Origin of the sequence: Paraburkholderia sp. J67 (assembly GCF_905220265.1) — a bacterium.
In the GTDB taxonomy this organism is placed as follows: Bacteria; Pseudomonadota; Gammaproteobacteria; order Burkholderiales; family Burkholderiaceae; genus Paraburkholderia.
Genome location: NZ_CAJMZK010000026.1, coordinates 106,642 through 124,636, shown reverse-complemented (window position 1 = coordinate 124,636; position 17,995 = coordinate 106,642). Strand labels below are relative to the sequence as shown.

Below are 17,995 nucleotides of genomic sequence, written 5' to 3'. Positions count from 1 at the left end.
CCAGCGACCAGCGACCACGTCGGGGGGCAGAAATGAACGGTATCAACCGTATAAAGCATCTCGTGGGCGCGGGCTCGAGAGGGAGTTTTGCACGTGCACAGTTTTGCTGTGCGCGCGCTCCATGATTGAAATCCCGGACGAGTGCAAGGCTGGCGCCGCTTTGCGGAATCGGGGCTTCGCTAACTAATCTATTTCGACGTGGACTAGCAACCACCGAGGCGCGGCCGGACGGCGTCATATCCAACCGGCACAGTTTCAAAGCGGCCCGCGGCCCCGATATACAACAGATGAATGTCGAACCCGCTAGCCGATGCAATCCGGGTGGAGCAGGGTGAGGCTCGCTGATGAGGTGCATCCACGCCGACGCGAAAGCGGCAGGCGCAGCGTGCCGCTTTCGCGGCAGCCATACTGCCGCGAAATATTGACGCCTCGATTTGCGGACGCCATTGCACGCCTCCTCGCAGCTGAAATTAACGAATAAAAATAAGACGCGAGCAGTCGGGTATTGCGGACTACCTTATTGCGGTAGCTCTGATGACCAAAAAGGAGTAATAGGCGGAATATCTAATTGCAACTAACCGCCTATATCCTCTAAACCCTAACCAGTGCCTAACGGCACCCAGAGTTCGTTCGCTTAGCAAGCTGGAATTCGCCAACTCGGGGGGGTAGGAAACTCGGAAGCGAGCAGGTTACCGACGGTTGCAATACGCGACCGCTGCCCTGGTGCCGCGCTCCCAAAAAAATGCATCGGCGCGGGCTACTGTGAAAAGTGTGATTTCGAATCGCAGGTAGGCTCGCCCGCGTTGCGATCGATCTGTCTGGTCACGGAGATATCGGAGAGGATATCCACCAGAGCACCGCCAATCACGCCTCGGCACACACCAAAGCGCCCATGCATCCCGTTTTTAGCCTGTCGCCGCTCTATCTGTGAAACAATGGGGCTAGGTTGTCGATGCTCGCTTAAACGCATGATTTCTATAGAGAAATAATCAATTTCAGAAGAATGTTTCACAGAGACCGATCACCTGATCAGGCGACAAGAGCGCCAGGCAAGACCACGGGCGTCATTTCCACTATGCCGGGCCAAATTTGTAGCGTTCATCACGTATTTTGTAATGAAAAAGGTCCGGAGTGAAACGGGAAGCCGATGCCGGGTGGTCACGCGACAAGATAATATTCACAAACCGGCGCCATGCCACTTTTTCCTGACAGACCATGCCTGATCTGAAAGCACTGCGCGCCGAACTCGGCCACGTCAACGAATTGCTCGCCGACGCCCGTGCGCGCGAAGTCGCTGCGGTGCTGGCCCGCTTCCGGGAGGAGGTCGGTTTGCTTGGCATCACGGAACAGGAAGTGCGGCGGGCGCTGGGCTATGACCGGGCCGCACGTCTGCCGGCAAAGTATTACGACCCGGTCACCGGCAAAAAATGGTCCGGCCGCGGGACACGCCCGAAGTGGCTAGTCGGCAAACGTCTTGAGGATTACGCGATCGACGCGCCCCAGCCGCAATCCTGGTGGCCAGGTGAAGACTAGCGCCGTCTGCGTGCGCAACGCAGGGCACATGGCCCGCGCCTGTATACATATAGAGCACCTTCCACGAAGATAACCCGCTCGAGCCGACCGTCCACCACGTGCCGCCTCGTTCTCACGACGCTCCCGTTCTTCCGCCGGGAATCACGCAGACTCACGCGGAGGGCTGCCGATCTGCCGTCCCAACTGCTCGGCGCGCTGGAATATCGCCTCCATCAACAGCCTCGCGCTTCGCGAAGGCGGCGAAAATTTCGAATAGACGAAAGTCGAAGTCATTTCAAGGCTCTCGACAAGCGGACGCACAACGCAGTCGGCCTCTTGTGCCGCGAACTCATCGACGATCGCGAGGCCGAGCCCGCCTCGCACGAGCGCCAATGCCTGATCGGCGCGGGTCACATCGACGACCGAGTTGAGTTCGACATCGGCCTGCTGGCACGCCCGTACAACAACCGTCCCAAATGGAATGTCCCGTCGGAACAAGATCATCGGCTCCGACACGAGGTCGGCAAGCGCTATACATTCCCGCGCCGCCATCGGGTGATCGGGCGGGAGGGCGCAAACCATGCGTCCACGCATGAAGGGGACGACTTCGAGGTGCTCGTGCTCGATCGGCATCGACGTCACGGCGACGTCGATGGTTTTGCTCAGCACCTCCATCGGCATCTCGGCCATCAGTGTCGTGTGCCAGTCGACCCGCAGTCCAGGTAAGCGGCGTTTGAGCTCGACGATCGCGGGCGCAAGAATCGTGGTGGCGAGCGAAGGGCTGCACGAAACACGCAACAGGCTCGCCGGGCCGAGCGCAAGCGCACGCGCAAACTCATCCACGCGTAACGCCGACTGATAGACCTGTTCGACTTCCCGAAAGAGCGCCTGGGCTTCCGCGGTGGGAATCAGTCGGCCCTTCGTGCGCTCGAAAAGGCGCAGCCCCAGCGTGGTTTCCGTGTGCGAGACGAGCTTGCTGATCGCCGGCTGTGAGACGTAGAGCATCTTCGCGGCTGCGTTGATCGACCCCGTGAGCATCACTGCCCGGAACACTTCCATTTGCCGAAGCTTAAAGCGCATCTCGCCCTCTGAACCCGCGCTGGGCCATTAACCAAAAGTTATAGGATAGCGGAAACTCGGCATACGACAGCCACGCGGCAACTCCCTAGTATTTCCATCGAAGAACGCATCAGCCAGACAAGGGCGATCAGACCCGGCGATGCGCCACAAGATCAACGATGGAGACGTGATGAACCCAGTCCAGACATCCAGGGTGCTCGCCGCGCAAACGAGCCAGGCCACGATGGCCGCCGCACGCACGCGTGCGCGCTTCGGCATCCTCGCGTTGCTTTCGGTCGGCACGATGATCAACTATCTCGACCGCAGCGTGGCCGGCATCGCGGCACCCGCGATGAGCCACGATCTGCACCTCACGCCTGCGCTCATGGGCGTGATCTTCTCCGCCTTCTCCTGGACTTACACCGCCTCGCAGATTCCGGGCGGTCTGTTGCTCGATCGCGTCGGAACACGATGGACCTACTTCTTCGCGCTGACGTTGTGGTCGTTTTTCACCGGCCTGCAAGGACTCGCAACGGGGTTCGTCTCGCTGATCGTCATGCGACTGCTGATCGGCGCGGCGGAAGCCCCGTGTTTTCCGACCAACAGCCGTGTCGTGGCGGTCTGGTTTCCGCAGGGCGAACGGGCGCGAGCCACAGGCGTCTACACGTTCGCCGAGTATGTCGGCCTTGCGTTTCTCAGCCCGCTGCTCTTCTGGCTCGAACAACGCTACGGCTGGCGCGCGCTGTTCGGCATGGTCGGCGCGATTGGCGTCGCGTTTGGCGCCGTGTGGCTCATGCGCTTTCATGAGCCGCATCAGTCGCGGCGCGCGAACCGCGCCGAGCTCGACCATATCGCGCGTGGCGGCGGTGTGATCGACGGCAGCAAGGAAGTCTTGCGCTTTCGCTGGTCGGACGTCGGTGCGCTGCTGCGCCGCCGCAGCATGTTCGGCATTTGCATCGGCCAGTTCGCCTGCAATTCGACCAACGTGTTTTTCCTGACCTGGTTTCCGACCTACCTCGCTACCGAACGCCACATGCCGTGGCTGAAGGTGGGCATCGTCGCCGTGTTGCCGTTCATCGCGGCTTCGGTGGGCACGCTCTCGGGCGGCTGGATTTCCGATGCGATGTTGCGCCGGGGCGTCTCGCTGAACTGGGCGCGCAAACTGCCGGTGATCTCCGGCTTGCTGCTCGCTTCGACCATCGCACTTGCCAACTATGTCGACTCGACAGCGGCCGTCATCGCGATCCTCTGCGTTGCGTACTTCGCACAGGGCATGTCCGCGCTGGCCTGGATGATCGTCTCCGATATCGCGCCGAAGGGCCTGCTCGGGCTGAGCGGCGGCATCTTCAATCTGTTCGCCAACACGGCTGGCATCGTAACGCCGCTCGTGATCGGTTTGATCGTGAATGCGACGGGCTCATTCGTCTACGCGCTCGCCTTCATTTCGGCGGTGACGCTGATCGGCGCGCTCTCTTATCTGTTCGTGGTCGGCGACATCAAACGGATCGTCCTCACGAATCCTCTTTCTTCCAATACCTGAACTTCAAAGGAAATGTTTGCCATGAGTCACACTCTCGACGGCCAGATTGCGATCGTCACCGGCGCCGCGCGCGGCATTGGCCTCGGCATCGCGCGCCAGTTGAAAGCGGATGGTGCTCGCGTCGTCTTATGGGATCTGGATATTGGCGGCTGCGATGCGAAGCGGCTCGGCTTCACGCCCGATCATCTGGAATCCGTCGATGTTTCGTCCTACGAATCAGTGGAACGTGCCTTCGAAGCGACGGTCGACGCGGTGGGGCATGTCGATATTCTCGTGAACAATGCGGGGATTAACGGCCCCGTGGCGCCGAGCTGGGAGTATCCCGTCGACGCCTGGCAGCGCGTGCTGGCTGTCGATCTGAACAGTGTGTTTTATACCTGCCGCGTGGCGGTTCCGCACATGCGCAAGCGGGGCGGCGGTCGCATCCTCAATGTCGCCTCGATTGCCGGGAAAGAGGGCGTGCAATTCATTTCCGCCTACTCGGCGGCGAAGGCGGGCGTGATCGCTTTTACGAAAGCCGCCGCCAAAGAACTCGCACACGACAACGTGCTGATCAACTGTATCGCGCCGGCAATGGTCGAAACGGAACTGTTCCGGGAAATGTCGGACGAGCACATCACGGCGAGCAAGGCGAAGATCCCGATGGGCCGCTTTCTGCAGATTGAGGAGGTCGGCCGGATGGTGAGCTGGGTCGTGAGTCCCGGATGCAGCTTCACAACGGGCTTCACTTTCGACCTGACGGGCGGGAGGGCGACATATTGAAGCCGTCTGAACACGTTGGCCGCCCGCTTGCCGTTGCGCATTTGACCGTACTGGAGGCGCAGCCGGTGGAATGGGTGCGCCTCGCGGCGAAAACGGGCTTTGAAGGTGTGGGGCTGCGTCTGCATCCGGCCGCGCCGGGGGCTATCGCTTACCCGATCAAGGCAGGCAGCGACGCACATCGGGAGCTGCGCGCCGCGCTGGCTGGCGAAGGCGTCGCGGTCCTCGATGTCGAATTTATCCCGATCGTGCCGGATCTCGATCCTCGCGCCTTCGAGTCCTTATTCGAAGCCGCAGCCTCGATTGGCGCAACCAGCGTGAGCGTCTCGGGCGACGATCCGGACGCCTCGCGCCTTGCTGCGAATCTTGCCGCGCTCGCCATCATGGCGAAACCATTCGGATTGCGAATCGATATGGAGTTCATGCGTTGGCGGCATGTTGGTACACTCGCGCAGGCTCGCGCCGCGATCGAGCGCGCCGCGCAGCCCAATCTCGCATTGGTGATCGACGCGTTGCACCTGTCGCGCTCGGGCGGAAAGCCCGAGGATATTGCGGGACTATCGCCTGAACAGATCGGCGTCGTACAGCTTTGCGATGCGCCAGGCACGCTGCCCGCCAACGACGAAGAAGCGATTCGCGAGGCCCGCACCGCGCGGCTCGCACCCGGCGACGGTGCATTGCCGCTCGAAGCGCTGCTTCACGCGTTGCCGCCCAATGCGGCGCTGAGCGTCGAAATGCCCATGCCGTCACTGTCTGCCGATGCCCGCATGAATCTCGCCTTGCGCAGCGCGCGGCGTGTCGTGGCGCGCGCGAGCCTCGCGGCAAAGGTCTAAAAAGGAAACACACCATGACTGTATTCGACGACGACAAGATTGATTGCCATTGCCACGTGTTCGACCCCGTTCGCTTTCCCTATCGCGACGACACCGCCTATCGGCCCGCGCAGCAGGAAGTGGGTACGCCGGCTCAGTTCGTGCGTGTCATGGACACCTATGGCGTGCGCCACGCCTTGCTCGTCGGCCCGACCAGCGGCTATCGGACCGACAACCGATGCCTGATCGACACGCTTGAAAGCTGGGAAGGGCGTTTTCGCGGCATCGCCGTGGTCGACAGCGATATCGCGCGCGGCGAGCTTGTCGCGTTGCGCCGCGCAGGTGTAGTGGGGGTGGCATTCAACCCGGCGATGGAAGGACTCGACCTGGTCAAGCGCGCGGGCCCGCTCTTTGCGTTGCTTGCCGACCTCGGCATGATTGCCCAGGTGCAGGTGGAGGGCGACCAGATGAATGCGCTGGGCCCGTGGCTCGCGCGCCAGCCCGGGACAATCGTTGTGGATCACTGCGGGCGCCCGTATAGCGAAAGCGGGATCAGTCAACCTGGCTTCGATGCACTATTGCGTCTCGCGGACAGCGGCAGGACTTATGTGAAGCTCTCGGGCTGGCAAAAATACTCACGTGGCCCGCATCCCTACGAGGACACCTGGCCCTATGCGCATGCACTGCTGCGCAGTTTCGGGGCGGATCACTGCGTCTGGGGTTCCGACTGGCCGTTTTTGCGCGCACCCGAACGGATGGACTACGGCCCGCTGCTGACGCTGTTCGAGGCAATCGTGCCCGACCCGGTGGTTCGGCGTCAGATTCAATGGGACACGGCGCGACGGTTGTTCGGCTTCGATAAGCCAGGACGCGAGGAGAAGGCCGAATTACAGCATGGCGCTCTTGCGCCGGTTGCCTCATAGTTTTCCTGCCCGGCGCATCACCCGAACCGGGGCAGTCCGCTTGCCTCGCGAGCGATGTCTGCGGGTGCGCCGATGTGCGCTTTAGCTGCGGTTCTCAGGTGATTTTTCGCGAACGCAGGCATCAGAATATGTCACTTGTCGCCCCATTTGTGGCTGCTTACAGTCGTTTTGACTAGTCGCAGTGGGAGCGCACGGCATTGCCGAGGCGGGCCCGGTCTCTTCTCTCTCGGCAGGTGCCAGCATGATCGACCCCAATAAAAGCAGACGTGCCAGCGTCGCGGTGTTCGCGCTGCTCTATCTCGGCTATTGCATTTCGTACATCGACCGCTCGGCGATCGCGCTATCGCTCGTCGCCATCGGCAAGGAGTTTCATGTCGGCGCGGCGGCGCTTGGCGTTGTCATGAGCACGTTCTACATCAGCTATGCTGCCATGCAGATTCCGGGCGGCTGGCTCGCCGATCGCTGGGGCAGCAAGAAAGTGATCGTCGTTTCAGTGGCATTCTGGTCCGTATTTACGCTGATGACTGGCCTTGCGTGGTCGCTCGCCTCGTTGATCGCGATCCGTTTTATCTTCGGTCTCGGCGAGGGCGGTTATCCGGGCGCGGCGGTCAAGGGCGTTACCGAATCGTGTGCGCGCGCCGATCGTCCGAAGATGTCCGCGCTGCTGATGTCGTCGAACTATGTCGGCAGCTTCATCGCGCCGCTCGCGATTGCGCCGCTGATCCTGATGCTCGGCTGGCGACATGCATTTGTCGTGGCGGGCTGTGCGGGTCTCGTCTTCGCGCTCTTCTATCTGTTCGCCGTGAAGGACACCCATCAGAAGCGCGATTCGACCGGCCGCTCCGCACGCATCGACGGCGCGGCGACACGCGCGCTCCTCAAGATGCCGCTCATGTGGAAGATCCTGCTGACGTGGTTCGGCATGGGCATCGTCAACAAGGGACTCGACGCATGGATGCCCGCGTATCTGCTGACCGAGCGCCACCTCGATCTCAAGGCCGTCGGCATGCTGACGCCGCTGCCCTTCGTCGCGGCGAGTGTCTCGACGGCGCTCGGCGGCTGGATTCTCACGCGCTGGTTCGATGGCCGCGAGAAGTGGCTGATGGCCGCCTGCTGCGCGATCTCCGGCTTCTTCCTCTACGAGATGTATACGGCGCAAACGGTGACGGGCGTCATTGCGTATCAATCGATCGTCTATTTCTTCAAGTCGTTCGTGTTCGCTGGCGTCTTCGCGCTGCCCGCTAAATTCCTGCCGCAAAAGCTGATCGGCACGGGGGCCGGGATGGTCAACTTCGGCGGTCAGGTCGCAGGATTCGTTGCGCCCGCAGTCATCGGGCTGCTGGTGTCGGTGACGGGCAATTACAACGCGGTGTTTGGCTTCCTGATCGTGGCGACGTTGTTCGCGCTCGTCACCAGTCTGTCGATCCGCCTCGTGCCGGAAGCGGACGCACGCCTGGGCGTGACCGGATAAGCTCGAGCGTTTGTTTAGACGAACAGGCGCTATGATGGAGCATTACGCGTCATTCCATCGATCCATCATGAGCGCCCGTATTCTTCAGGAAGCCGCCGTCCGTTACTTCCTTGAAGTCGTCAACACCGGTTCCGTCGCCGATGCCGCCAATCGTCTGAACGTCGTGCCCTCTGCCGTGAGCCGGCAGATCGCGCGGCTCGAAAGTGAACTGGGCACCCCGCTTTTTGTACGACAATCGCGTGGCATGGTGCCGAGCAAGGCGGGCGAAATGCTCGCTGCGTATGCGCGCCGCTCGCAGCTCGACGCCGAACAGATTTCGCTGGAAATCGACGCATTGCGCGGCGAGGCCGAGCGCACGATCCGTATCGCCTGCACCGAAGGTTTCGCGGCCACGTTCCTGCCGCGTGCGATGGCGGACTTCCGTCGTACCGTTGCGAGCGCATCGTTCGAAGTCGTCGTCGATACGGCGGCGGGCGTCACACAGCGCGTGCGCGAAGCGGAATGTGATATTGGCCTCACATTCAGCTTTGGACCGGAAAAGGACATCCATACGGCGTTTTCCGCGCCTTCGCCGATCTTCGCGATCGTCGCGTCGTCTCATCCGCTTGCGCAGTCTGCCCAGGTGTCGTTCCGCGAATTACTGGCCTATCCGCTCGCGTTGCCGGGCGTGCATTCGACGCTGCACAAGCTGATCGATATCTATTGCAGCCGCGAAGGCGTGGCGTGCAAAAGCGTGCTCAGTAGCGCGACGCTCGAAACGCTACTCGGGTTCACGCTTGTCAGCGACGCGGTCACGTTCAGCGGCGAGCTGTTCGTGCGCCCGCGCCTCGCATCCGGCGAGCTTGTGGCGCTGCCCGTACCGGAACTCACGACGAGTGAGCGCGCCGTCGAAATCCAGACGCTGGCGCGGCGCGCGTTGCCGCCGCTGCTCCAGTCGTTTATCGAACGGTTGAGCGTCGAACTCACACCGTCCGCGCGTTGACCAAAAGTGAATTCACGTTTCGATAATCATCACTAGTCGCTGTTTTTCTCGTCGTCTACATTGAGCGCACTGTTGCATGACTGTCTAAAGGACCGCCCGATGAACGACCGCCACGAACTCACCCGTCATAGTGCCGTCGCGCTGCGCGCGCTATTGCAGGCGCGCGAAATCTCCGCCGTCGAATTGCTCGATGCCTGCATCGCGCGAATCGAAACGCTCAACCCTTACGTCAACGCCATCACGGCAACGAGTTTCGAGCGCGCGCGCATCGAGGCACGCGCCGCCGACGCGGCCCTCGCTCGCGGCGATTCGGTGGGCGCGTTGCACGGCTTGCCCATCGGCATCAAGGATCTCGAAGAAACCGAAGGCTTGCTGACCACGTATGGCTCGCCGCTTTATCGCGCGAACGTGCCGGCGCAGGACAACACGCTGGTGCGCCGCCTGCGCGCGGCGGGCGCGATCGTCGTCGGCAAGACCAACGTGCCGGAAATGGGCGCGGGCGCGAACAGCTTCAATCCCGTGTGGGGCGCAACGGGCAATCCGTTCGATCCGCGTCTGAACGCGGGTGGGTCGTCGGGCGGCTCGGCCGCCGCACTCGCGCTCGATATGGTGCCGCTCGCGAGCGGTTCCGACACGGGCGGCTCGCTGCGCATTCCGGCGGCGAAATGCGGCGTGGTCGGTTTGCGCACCTCGCCGGGCCTCGTGCCGAGCGACCGCAAGCCGCTCGGCTGGACGCCGATTGCGGTGGTGGGGCCGATGGGCCGCAATGTCGAAGACACCTGGCTGCAACTCGCGGCAACGGTCGGGCAGTCGGGCAGCGATCCGCTCGGTTATCCGTTCGCGATGAACGCCACGATGGAAGGCCGCGCGCCGACGGACCTCTCGAAACTGCGCATCGGTTACACGGAAGATTTTGGCGTCTGCGAAGTCGACGACGATATCCGCGCCGTGTTCCGCCGCAAGATCGATTTTCTGCGCCGCGAAGTGGCCGTGTGCGAGCCGATCGAAGTGGACTTCGAAGGCGCGCATGGTTGCTTCGATGTCCTACGTGCCGAGGCCTTCGTCGCGGGCCTGCAAAAAGCCTACGAAACCGATCCCAATCTGCTAGGGCCGAATCCGCGCGCGAACTATGAAATGGGCATTGGTCTGGGGCTGGCCGATTGCGTGCGCGCCCATGCCGACCAGACGCGTTTGTTCCGCCGCTTCCAGACGCTGTTCGAGCGCTACGACGTGATTCTCTCGCCGACGACGCCGGTTTCGCCGTTCCCCTGGGCGCAGCCGTATCTGAAATCGGTGAACGGCGTCGCGCTCGAAAACTACTATCGCTGGCTGTCGCTCACGTATGTCGTGACGCTCGCGACGAATCCGGCCTTGTCGTTGCCGTGCGGCGTCGATCATTGCGGCATGCCGTTCGGCTTGCAGATGATCGGCGCGTTCCGCGGCGATCTCGCGCTGCTCGATGCGGCGCGCGCGTTCGAAGCGCTGTTCGAGTCGTCCGACGAAACGCGCCGACCGATTCCCGATGCCGATAAATTGCGCGCATCGGATGTGGATCTGAAGTCCATCGTCACGCATCCGCCTGTGCTCGATGCCGTGTCGTCCCCCAATGCTTCCGCTTCTGCTGTCTGACTGAAACATGATCGAATCTATTTACGGCAAGCCGCTCGATGCGTGGCTTCGCGACTATCCTCTGCTGCGCCCGCTCATGGCGCTTGAACCGGTCGAGTGGTTCAACCCGGCCGTCGCGCCGTTGGCCGAAGCGCGCCACGATATTGCGCTCGACGCCTCGCATATCGCCGATGCCAGCGCGCGCCTGCAACGATTCGCGCCGCTGCTCGCGGAGTGCTTCGCCGATGTGCGCGAGGCGGGCGGCATCATCGAATCGCCACTGACCGAGGTGCCAGATTTCGCACAGGCGTTGAGCCAACGCTACGACGTCGAGACACCGCAGCGTTTGCTGCTGAAGCAGGACAGCCATCTGCCGATTTCCGGCTCGATCAAGGCGCGCGGCGGCATCTATGAAGTGCTGTTTCAGGCCGAACAACTCGCGATGCGTCACGGTCTGCTCAAGGAAGGCGACGACTATCGCGTGCTTGCAAGCGACGCATGCCGCGCGCTCTTTCGCGAACACAGCATCGCGGTGGGGTCGACGGGCAATCTGGGCATGTCGATCGGCATCGCGAGCGCGACGCTCGGCTTTACGACGACCGTTCATATGTCGGCTGACGCGCGCCAATGGAAGAAAGACCGCCTGCGTGCGCATGGCGTGACGGTGGTGGAATACGCGGGCGATTACGGCGAAGCGATCGAAAGCGGCCGTCGTCTCGCGGAGAACGATCCGATGTGCCACTTCGTCGACGACGAAAACTCGACGACGCTGTTCCTCGGCTACGCGGTTGCGGGCGAGCGCCTGAAGCGGCAACTCGATGCCGCCAATGTGCGCGTGGATGCGGAGCATCCGTTGTTCGTGTATCTGCCGTGCGGCGTGGGCGGCGGCCCCGGTGGCGTTGCGTTCGGTTTGAAGCTCGCATTCGGCGACGCGGTGCACTGCATTTTCGCGGAACCGACGCATTCGCCGTGCATGTTGATGGGCGTGCTCACGGGACTGCACGACAAGCTCGCGGTGCAGGATTTTGGCATCGACAATGTGACGGCCGCCGATGGCCTCGCGGTCGGGCGTCCTTCCGGCTTTGTCGGCCGCGCGATGCAGCGGATGATCGACGGCTATTACACCGTTGAGGATAGCGAACTATATGCGCTGCTCGCGTTGATGGCGCAGACGCAGGACATCCGGCTGGAGCCGTCCGCGCTGGCCGGGGCGCCGGGATTCGCGCGGGTGTTGAAGCATCAGCAAGACTATCGCGCGCGTATGGGACTCGACGATACAGCGATGCGCCGCGCGACGCACGTGATCTGGGCGACAGGTGGAGGAATGGTGCCTGAAGCGGAGATGAGCGCGTATCTCGAGAAGGGGCGACAGGTGCTGGCTGGAGCCTGAAGCCTTGATACTTCTAAGGCTGGATCGCGAACTCATCGCAATGACAATTCAAAACAGAGTTCGTGGTCCGCGTCCTTACGGACTGGACGAGACCGGCCACTGCCCCTCAGGTGTAAATTGCGACTAACGGTCTGAAATTTTTCCCACCTGCGAGTGACTTCCACGCGCGACCTTGCCACCAGGCGATCGATCTCGCCTTCGCGCACGCCGAATCACTCCGGCTTGATCCCAGCGCAAACCTTGCGCGCTGAAAGGTTGGGAATCGGCATTTACCCCAAGCTAAAGATGCTGGCAAAACTCTGCCGCGCATACTAGCATTGCGTCCAATGTTACCGGTTACAGTCAGCGGTAACATGCAGTCAGTACAAGCCGTGCTTTTCCCCAGCGCGGCAAAAAGACGCCCATTATTACTACAACAGGAGACAGACGATGAATCAGGCCGCCGAAGTGCGAAAGCGCTCGCGGGTGCGATGGTGGGTTGCGGGCCTCATGTGGGCGGCGATCGCCATCAACTACATCGACCGGACGGTGTTGTCTGCCGCTGCGCCGCGCATTCAGTCGCAGTTTCATTTAAGCGCGGTCGAGATGGGCGTCGTGATGTCCGCGTTCTTCTGGTCGTATGCGCTGCTGCAATTGCCGGCGGGCTTTCTCGCGGATCGCTTCGGCCAAAAGAAGGTTCTGGGCTTCGCCGTGGTCTGGTGGTCGCTAGCAACGGCGGCGACTGGTCTTGCCAGCGGTTTCAAATCGCTCGTCGCGCTGCGCGTGGCATTGGGCGTAGGCGAGGCGGGCGCGTACCCCAGCAATGCCGGCATCGCATCGAAATGGTTTGCGCGTAGCGAACGCGCGACGGTCGCGGGCATCTTCGACAGTGGCTCAAAGCTGGGCGGCGCGATTGCGCTGCCGCTCATCGCTGCGATGCTTGCCGCGTTCGACTGGAAACTCACTTTCGCGCTGACGGGGCTGCTCGGGCTGATCTGGTATGTGGTGTGGCAATTCACGTTCACCGACTCGCCACGCGATCACAAGCAGGTCAACGCCGCGGAACTCGCGCACATTCAAGGCGATTCGTCAGCACACCAAAGCGATGAAACCGCACGCCCGTCGCTGCGCACGCTGTTCGCGCACCGCAATATCTGGGCGATGTGCATCGGCTTTTTCATGATCAACTACAACTCGTACTTCTTCATCACGTGGCTGCCCACGTATCTCGTGAAGGAGCGCGGCATGACGATGATGGAAATGGGCTGGATGGCGTCGCTGCCGCTGCTCGCGTCGATCGTCGTCGAGATTTTTGCGGGTTGGGCGTCGGATCGGGTATTTGCAAGCGGCAAACTTTCGCTGACCGCCACGCGCAAGCTGTTTCTCGTGATCGGCCTGTTGATGGCGTCGAGCATCGGCTTCGCGGCGTTCGCCGATTCGGCGCTCGTGGCCGTGCTGCTCCTGTGTATCGCGAAGTCGGGCACGACGGTGGCGGCTTCGCAGGTCTGGGCGCTGCCGGGCGATGTCGCGCCGCGCAATGCGGTTTCGATGGTGGCGGGCATCCAGAACACCGTGTCGAACATCGGCGGCGTGGTCGGCCCGATCGTCACGGGTGCAATCGTGGGCGCAACGGGTTCGTTCGTGGCGGCGCTCGTGGTGTCGTCCGCGCTGATCGGCGTGGCGATCCTCAACTATCTGTTCCTGCTCGGCAAGGTCGAACCGATCACGATCGACGATCGCGCCCTTGCACACGAACACAGCCATATCGATATCGCTAGCTAGGTCCGTCAGTCTTTCAATTTTGGTACTTCTCGCGAAGTTTCAATGCGTAGTAATCCTTAGTTAAATTATAAATATACAGGTCACCTGGATGAAAAAAGCACTTTTCGCAGCGGCTGGAATCTTGTCCGTCGCACCGGTCCTGGCGCATGCCCAGAGTTCCGTCACACTGTATGGTCTCGTCGATGCGGGCATCGGCTATGTCAACAACATCAAGGGCGGATCGGCCGTCCAGCAGACCAGCGGGCGCCTGAGCGGCAGCCGCTGGGGCTTCAAGGGCAACGAAGATCTGGGCGGTGGCCTGAGTGCGGTCTTTACGCTCGAAGGCGGCTTCAAGCCCAACGACGGCACGGCGGGCCAGGGCGCACGCCTGTTCGGCCGCAGCGCGTTCGTTGGCGTGGCGAAGAGCGGCATCGGCACCTTCACGCTGGGGCGCCAGTACGAACCACTCGCGGATCTCGTCGCGCAGTACGCGGGCCCCGGCTTCTGGTCGCCGTCCACGCACATTGGCGACAACGACAACCTCAACCAGACGTTCCGCATCAACAACGCCGTGAAGTTCCGCAGCGACACCATTGCGGGCTTCACGGTCGATGGCATGTACGCCTTCAGCAACCAGGCGAGCGGATCGGCTGGGCAAGGCTTCGGCAACAACCGCGCATGGGGTATCGCGGCGAACTATGCGAACGGGCCGTTCTCGATTGGCGGCGGTTACGTGCTGCTCGATCATCCGAACACCACAGGCAACACGAGCGGCGCAATCGGCGGCGCGTCGACCTCGAGCGGCGACGACTACAGCAGCGCGTTCTTCTATAGCCTCGATGGTGGCGTGAGCCGTCAGCAGATCGCGGCGGCGGGCACGAACTACAAGATCGGCGCGGCGACCGCGGGCTTCGCATTCAGCCACACTGAGTTGAACTACAACGATGGCTCGTCGCGCAAGTTCAACAACTACGACGCGAATCTGCGCTATCTGCTCACACCCGCGACAACGCTGATCGGCATCTACACGTTCACGGATGGTCGCGCGAACGGCCTGCCGGGAACGGGCGGCGCAACGCTCAAGCCGAAGTGGCACCAGTTCACGCTCGGCGTGGACTACGCGCTCTCCAAGCGTACCGACCTCTATGTCTCCGGCACGTATCAACTGGCCGCAGGCGATGCTTCCACGCGCGTGGGAAGCGGGTACAGCAGGATCGCGGCGATTGCGTATGCGGGCGGCGCATCGTCGACGAATCGTCAGATCGACATTTTCACGGGCATTCGCACGAAGTTCTGAGCGTGTCTTGACGCTGTAAAAGCAAAGGCCTCGCCGTGATGATCGGCGAGGCCTTTTTGCGTTCAGACGCTCAGGCAGCGAGCCTTCGCATCACTATCACGCCGACGCGCGCTCGATCAGCGTGAACCCCACATCGACCTTGGCGCGCTTGCTCGCGCCGGTCTCGATCTTCTCGATCAGCATGGTCGCCGCAAGCTTGCCGATCTTCGTACCGTCGATGCGGATGGTCGTGAGCGGCGGATCGGTGTCGGCGGCGAAGTTCTGGTCGCCGTAGCCGATCACCTTGAGCTGTCCCGGCACGTCGAGACCCCGCGCGCGCGCTTCCATCAGCACGCCCAGCGCCATGATGTCGGCGCCGCAGAAAATGGCGTCGATCTGCGGATGCGCGTCGAGCAGGCTCGCGAGCGCGCGGCGGCCGTCGCCGAGATGCGCGGGCGAGGGCATCGCCGCCACGGGGATCTCGTGCTCGCTGTCGAACGCCGCGATAAACGCATCGGCGCGGATCCTCGCGCGGCGATCGCCTGGCGTGACGATGGCCGGATAACGCGCGCCGCGCTCTCGCAGATAGCGCGCGGCCGCTTCGCCCACGCGCGTGTGCGAGAAGCCGATCAGCATGTCGAGCGGCGAGCGCGTGATGTCCCACGTCTCGACCACGGGTATGCCCGCCGCGCGCAGCTTTTGCCGCGACGCTTCCGAGTGGATCACGCCTGTGAGCACGATCCCCGCCGGGCGTCGGCCGACGATGGCGTCGAGCAGTGCCTCTTCGCGCGATTCGTCGTAGCCGCTCTGCCCGAGCAGCAACTGGTAGCCGGCGGCAGCAAGTTCCGCAGTGAGCGCGGCCACGGTTTCCTGGAACACGCTGCCCGCCATGGCGGGAATCAAGGCGACGACAAGATGGCTGCGATTGGACGCCAGCGAACCCGCGATCAGATCCGGCGTGTAGCCCGTCTGCCGCACGGCTTCGCGCACGCGCTCGAGCGTTTCGGCGGAAACGAGTTCGGGATTGTTGAGCGCGCGGGAAACGGTGACCTTCGTGACGCCGGTCAGTCGGGCCAGATCGCTGAGCGTGACACGGCCGGTGTTCTTGCGGGCGCGCCTGGCGGTGACGCCGGCGGCGGGCGGGTCGAGTTCTGTCGAGGGTTTGGTCACGGGGCGCGGGCATTCCTGCTGCAAATAGGTGTTGGCAATTATCCCAAATCTGTACTACGATGGCATCAATGTTACCGGTTACATTAACCGGTAACTTGAATCCAGAACGAAAAGGTTGCGCGATCCCCGGCGCAATCATCGGAGACAGGCGAATGCTCCAGTCCAACAAGAGCTATAACGGGCCGTTGATCCGGCTCAACCAGAACGACAACGTCCTGATCGCGCGCGAAGCGCTGACGATCGGCCATCAGGTGTCCATCGAAGGCGAAGTGATTCGCCTGCGCGCCCAGGTGGCGGCGGGCCACAAGGTGGCGGCGCGGCGCATCGAGGCGGGCGAACCCATCCGCAAGTACGACACGGTGATCGGCGTGGCCGCGCGCGATATCGAGCCCGGCGACCACGTTCACACGCACAACATCGAGCTGGTCGACTTCGACCGCGATCCCGGCTTTGGTCTCGACGTGAAGCCTGTCGATTACGTCGCGCCGGAGCAACGCGCGACGTTCAACGGCATCGTGCGTCCCGACGGCCGCGTGGCCACGCGCAACTTCGTCGGCATCATCGCATCGGTCAATTGCTCGGCCACCGTCATTCGCCATATCGCCGACTGGTTCACGCCGGAGCGCCTGCGCGACTATCCCAACGTCGATGGCGTGGTGGCGTTCGCGCAAACCACGGGCTGCGGCATGTCCTCGCCGAGCGAGCATTTCGACGTCCTGCGCCGGACCATCGCCGGTTATGCGCGACATCCCAACCTTGGCGGCGTGCTGATCGTCGGACTCGGTTGCGAGCGCAACCAGGTGGGCGATCTGCTCGATTCGCAAGGCTTGAAAACCGGCAAGGCAGTGCACGCGCTCGTCATGCAAAACGTGGGCGGCACGCGCGCGACCATCGAGGCGGGCATCAAGGCCGTGCAGGAGATGCTGCCTGCCGCGAACGACATCGTGCGCACGCCCGTGCCCGTCAGCCATCTCAAGATCGGTCTGGAATGCGGCGGCTCGGACGGCTTCTCTGGCATCACCGCAAATCCCGCGTTAGGTGCCGCGATGGACTTGCTCGTGCGCCACGGCGGCACCGCGATCCTTTCGGAAACGCCCGAGATTCACGGCGTCGAATACATGCTCACGCGCCGTGCCGTGTCGCCCGAAGTCGGCCAGAAACTGCTGGATCGTCTGGCCTGGTGGGAGCGTTACACGCACGGGCATAACGGCCAGTTCAATGGCGTGGTTGGCCCGGGCAACCAGCAAGGCGGCCTTGCCAATATCTTCGAGAAGTCGCTCGGTTCGGCGATGAAGGGCGGCACCACGCCGCTGCAAGCGGTCTATGAATACGCCGAGCCCATCGATCGCGCGGGTTTCGTTTTCATGGATTCGCCGGGCTACGACCCCGTTGCGGTGACGGGCCAGATCGCGAGCGGCGCGAACCTCATTTGCTTCACGACCGGGCGCGGCTCGATGTTCGGCTCGAAGCCTGCGCCGACGCTCAAGCTCGCGAGCAACACGCCGATGTTCACGCGCCTCGAAGAGGACATGGACATCAATTGCGGTCGGGTGATCGACGGCGAGCGCACGATCGAGGAGATGGGACAGGACATCTTCGATCTGATCATTCGCGCGGCTTCGGGCGAGCGCACGAAAAGCGAGTTGCTCGGCCTGGGCGACAACGAATTCGTGCCCTGGCACATGGGCATCGTGAGCTGAACGCGCCAGATTGCGCGTGGCATCGACATCAATAGAACATAACGACGGAGACA

The 17,995-nt window shown here is 62.5% G+C and carries 15 protein-coding genes; 12 read left to right on the top strand and 3 right to left on the bottom strand.

Features of this window, described 5'->3' with window-relative positions; all coding sequences use genetic code 11:
• Positions 1-757: 757 nt before the first annotated feature.
• Positions 758-1,012 carry a hypothetical protein gene (locus tag U5782_RS32580; RefSeq protein ID WP_322047997.1) on the bottom strand — a complete coding sequence of 85 codons (255 nt, stop codon included), beginning with the start codon at positions 1,010-1,012 and terminating at the stop codon, positions 758-760.
• A gap of 203 nt (positions 1,013-1,215) precedes the next feature.
• Here U5782_RS32580 and U5782_RS32575 point away from each other — a divergent pair, with 203 nt between their 5' ends.
• Positions 1,216-1,533: an H-NS histone family protein gene (locus U5782_RS32575; protein ID WP_322047996.1), complete on the top strand. Its 318-nt coding sequence runs from the start codon at positions 1,216-1,218 to the stop codon at positions 1,531-1,533.
• Positions 1,534-1,674: 141 nt separating this feature from the next.
• On the opposite strand, the gene U5782_RS32570 is transcribed toward U5782_RS32575, so the two are convergent.
• Entirely contained in the window at positions 1,675-2,592 is a 918-nt protein-coding gene (locus U5782_RS32570) for a LysR family transcriptional regulator (RefSeq protein WP_322047995.1), read from the bottom strand.
• Positions 2,593-2,758: 166 nt separating this feature from the next.
• Here U5782_RS32570 and U5782_RS32565 point away from each other — a divergent pair, with 166 nt between their 5' ends.
• From U5782_RS32565 to U5782_RS32520, 10 genes are all read left to right on the top strand, one after another.
• On the top strand, positions 2,759-4,111 hold the full coding sequence (locus U5782_RS32565; RefSeq protein ID WP_415914442.1) for an MFS transporter: 1,353 nt from the start codon (positions 2,759-2,761) through the stop codon (positions 4,109-4,111).
• 21 nt (positions 4,112-4,132) lie between these two features.
• Positions 4,133-4,873: an SDR family NAD(P)-dependent oxidoreductase gene (locus tag U5782_RS32560; protein ID WP_322047994.1), complete on the top strand. Its 741-nt coding sequence runs from the start codon at positions 4,133-4,135 to the stop codon at positions 4,871-4,873.
• A complete protein-coding gene (locus U5782_RS32555; RefSeq protein WP_322047993.1) occupies positions 4,870-5,703 on the top strand; it encodes a sugar phosphate isomerase/epimerase in 834 nt (277 codons plus the stop codon). The genes U5782_RS32560 and U5782_RS32555 overlap by 4 nt, the downstream gene beginning before the upstream one ends.
• 14 nt (positions 5,704-5,717) lie before the next feature.
• Positions 5,718-6,605 carry an amidohydrolase family protein gene (locus U5782_RS32550; protein ID WP_322047992.1) on the top strand — a complete coding sequence of 296 codons (888 nt, stop codon included), beginning with the start codon at positions 5,718-5,720 and terminating at the stop codon, positions 6,603-6,605.
• 241 nt (positions 6,606-6,846) lie between these two features.
• Entirely contained in the window at positions 6,847-8,076 is a 1,230-nt protein-coding gene (locus U5782_RS32545; RefSeq protein WP_322047991.1) for an MFS transporter, read from the top strand.
• Between the two features lie 67 nt (positions 8,077-8,143).
• Positions 8,144-9,058, top strand: coding sequence for a LysR family transcriptional regulator (locus tag U5782_RS32540; protein ID WP_322047990.1), 915 nt, complete (start codon positions 8,144-8,146; stop codon positions 9,056-9,058).
• A gap of 99 nt (positions 9,059-9,157) precedes the next feature.
• On the top strand, positions 9,158-10,687 hold the full coding sequence (locus U5782_RS32535; protein ID WP_322047989.1) for an amidase: 1,530 nt from the start codon (positions 9,158-9,160) through the stop codon (positions 10,685-10,687).
• Positions 10,688-10,694: 7 nt separating this feature from the next.
• Positions 10,695-12,056, top strand: a complete 1,362-nt coding sequence (gene dsdA, locus U5782_RS32530; protein WP_322047988.1) for a D-serine ammonia-lyase — start codon at positions 10,695-10,697, stop codon at positions 12,054-12,056.
• A gap of 429 nt (positions 12,057-12,485) precedes the next feature.
• Positions 12,486-13,817: an MFS transporter gene (locus U5782_RS32525; protein WP_322047987.1), complete on the top strand. Its 1,332-nt coding sequence runs from the start codon at positions 12,486-12,488 to the stop codon at positions 13,815-13,817.
• An 88-nt stretch (positions 13,818-13,905) separates the two neighbouring features.
• Entirely contained in the window at positions 13,906-15,093 is a 1,188-nt protein-coding gene (locus U5782_RS32520) for a porin (RefSeq protein WP_322047986.1), read from the top strand.
• 96 nt (positions 15,094-15,189) lie between these two features.
• On the opposite strand, the gene U5782_RS32515 is transcribed toward U5782_RS32520, so the two are convergent.
• Positions 15,190-16,242: a LacI family DNA-binding transcriptional regulator gene (locus U5782_RS32515; protein WP_322047985.1), complete on the bottom strand. Its 1,053-nt coding sequence runs from the start codon at positions 16,240-16,242 to the stop codon at positions 15,190-15,192.
• A gap of 152 nt (positions 16,243-16,394) precedes the next feature.
• Here U5782_RS32515 and U5782_RS32510 point away from each other — a divergent pair, with 152 nt between their 5' ends.
• Positions 16,395-17,942: an altronate dehydratase family protein gene (locus U5782_RS32510; protein ID WP_322047984.1), complete on the top strand. Its 1,548-nt coding sequence runs from the start codon at positions 16,395-16,397 to the stop codon at positions 17,940-17,942.
• The last annotated feature ends 53 nt before the right edge of the window (positions 17,943-17,995 follow it).

Excerpts from the sequence above, each read along its gene's own strand:
- dsdA (WP_322047988.1), top strand. The coding sequence starts at position 10,695 with ATGATCGAATCTATTTACGGCAAGCCGCTCGATGCGTGGCTTCGCGAC.
- U5782_RS32525 (WP_322047987.1), top strand. The coding sequence starts at position 12,486 with ATGAATCAGGCCGCCGAAGTGCGAAAGCGCTCGCGGGTGCGATGGTGG.
- U5782_RS32570 (WP_322047995.1), bottom strand. The coding sequence starts at position 2,592 with ATGCGCTTTAAGCTTCGGCAAATGGAAGTGTTCCGGGCAGTGATGCTC.
- U5782_RS32510 (WP_322047984.1), top strand. The coding sequence starts at position 16,395 with ATGCTCCAGTCCAACAAGAGCTATAACGGGCCGTTGATCCGGCTCAAC.
- U5782_RS32535 (WP_322047989.1), top strand. The coding sequence starts at position 9,158 with ATGAACGACCGCCACGAACTCACCCGTCATAGTGCCGTCGCGCTGCGC.
- U5782_RS32520 (WP_322047986.1), top strand. The coding sequence starts at position 13,906 with ATGAAAAAAGCACTTTTCGCAGCGGCTGGAATCTTGTCCGTCGCACCG.
- U5782_RS32550 (WP_322047992.1), top strand. The coding sequence starts at position 5,718 with ATGACTGTATTCGACGACGACAAGATTGATTGCCATTGCCACGTGTTC.
- U5782_RS32560 (WP_322047994.1), top strand. The coding sequence starts at position 4,133 with ATGAGTCACACTCTCGACGGCCAGATTGCGATCGTCACCGGCGCCGCG.
- U5782_RS32575 (WP_322047996.1), top strand. The coding sequence starts at position 1,216 with ATGCCTGATCTGAAAGCACTGCGCGCCGAACTCGGCCACGTCAACGAA.
- U5782_RS32545 (WP_322047991.1), top strand. The coding sequence starts at position 6,847 with ATGATCGACCCCAATAAAAGCAGACGTGCCAGCGTCGCGGTGTTCGCG.
- U5782_RS32540 (WP_322047990.1), top strand. The coding sequence starts at position 8,144 with ATGAGCGCCCGTATTCTTCAGGAAGCCGCCGTCCGTTACTTCCTTGAA.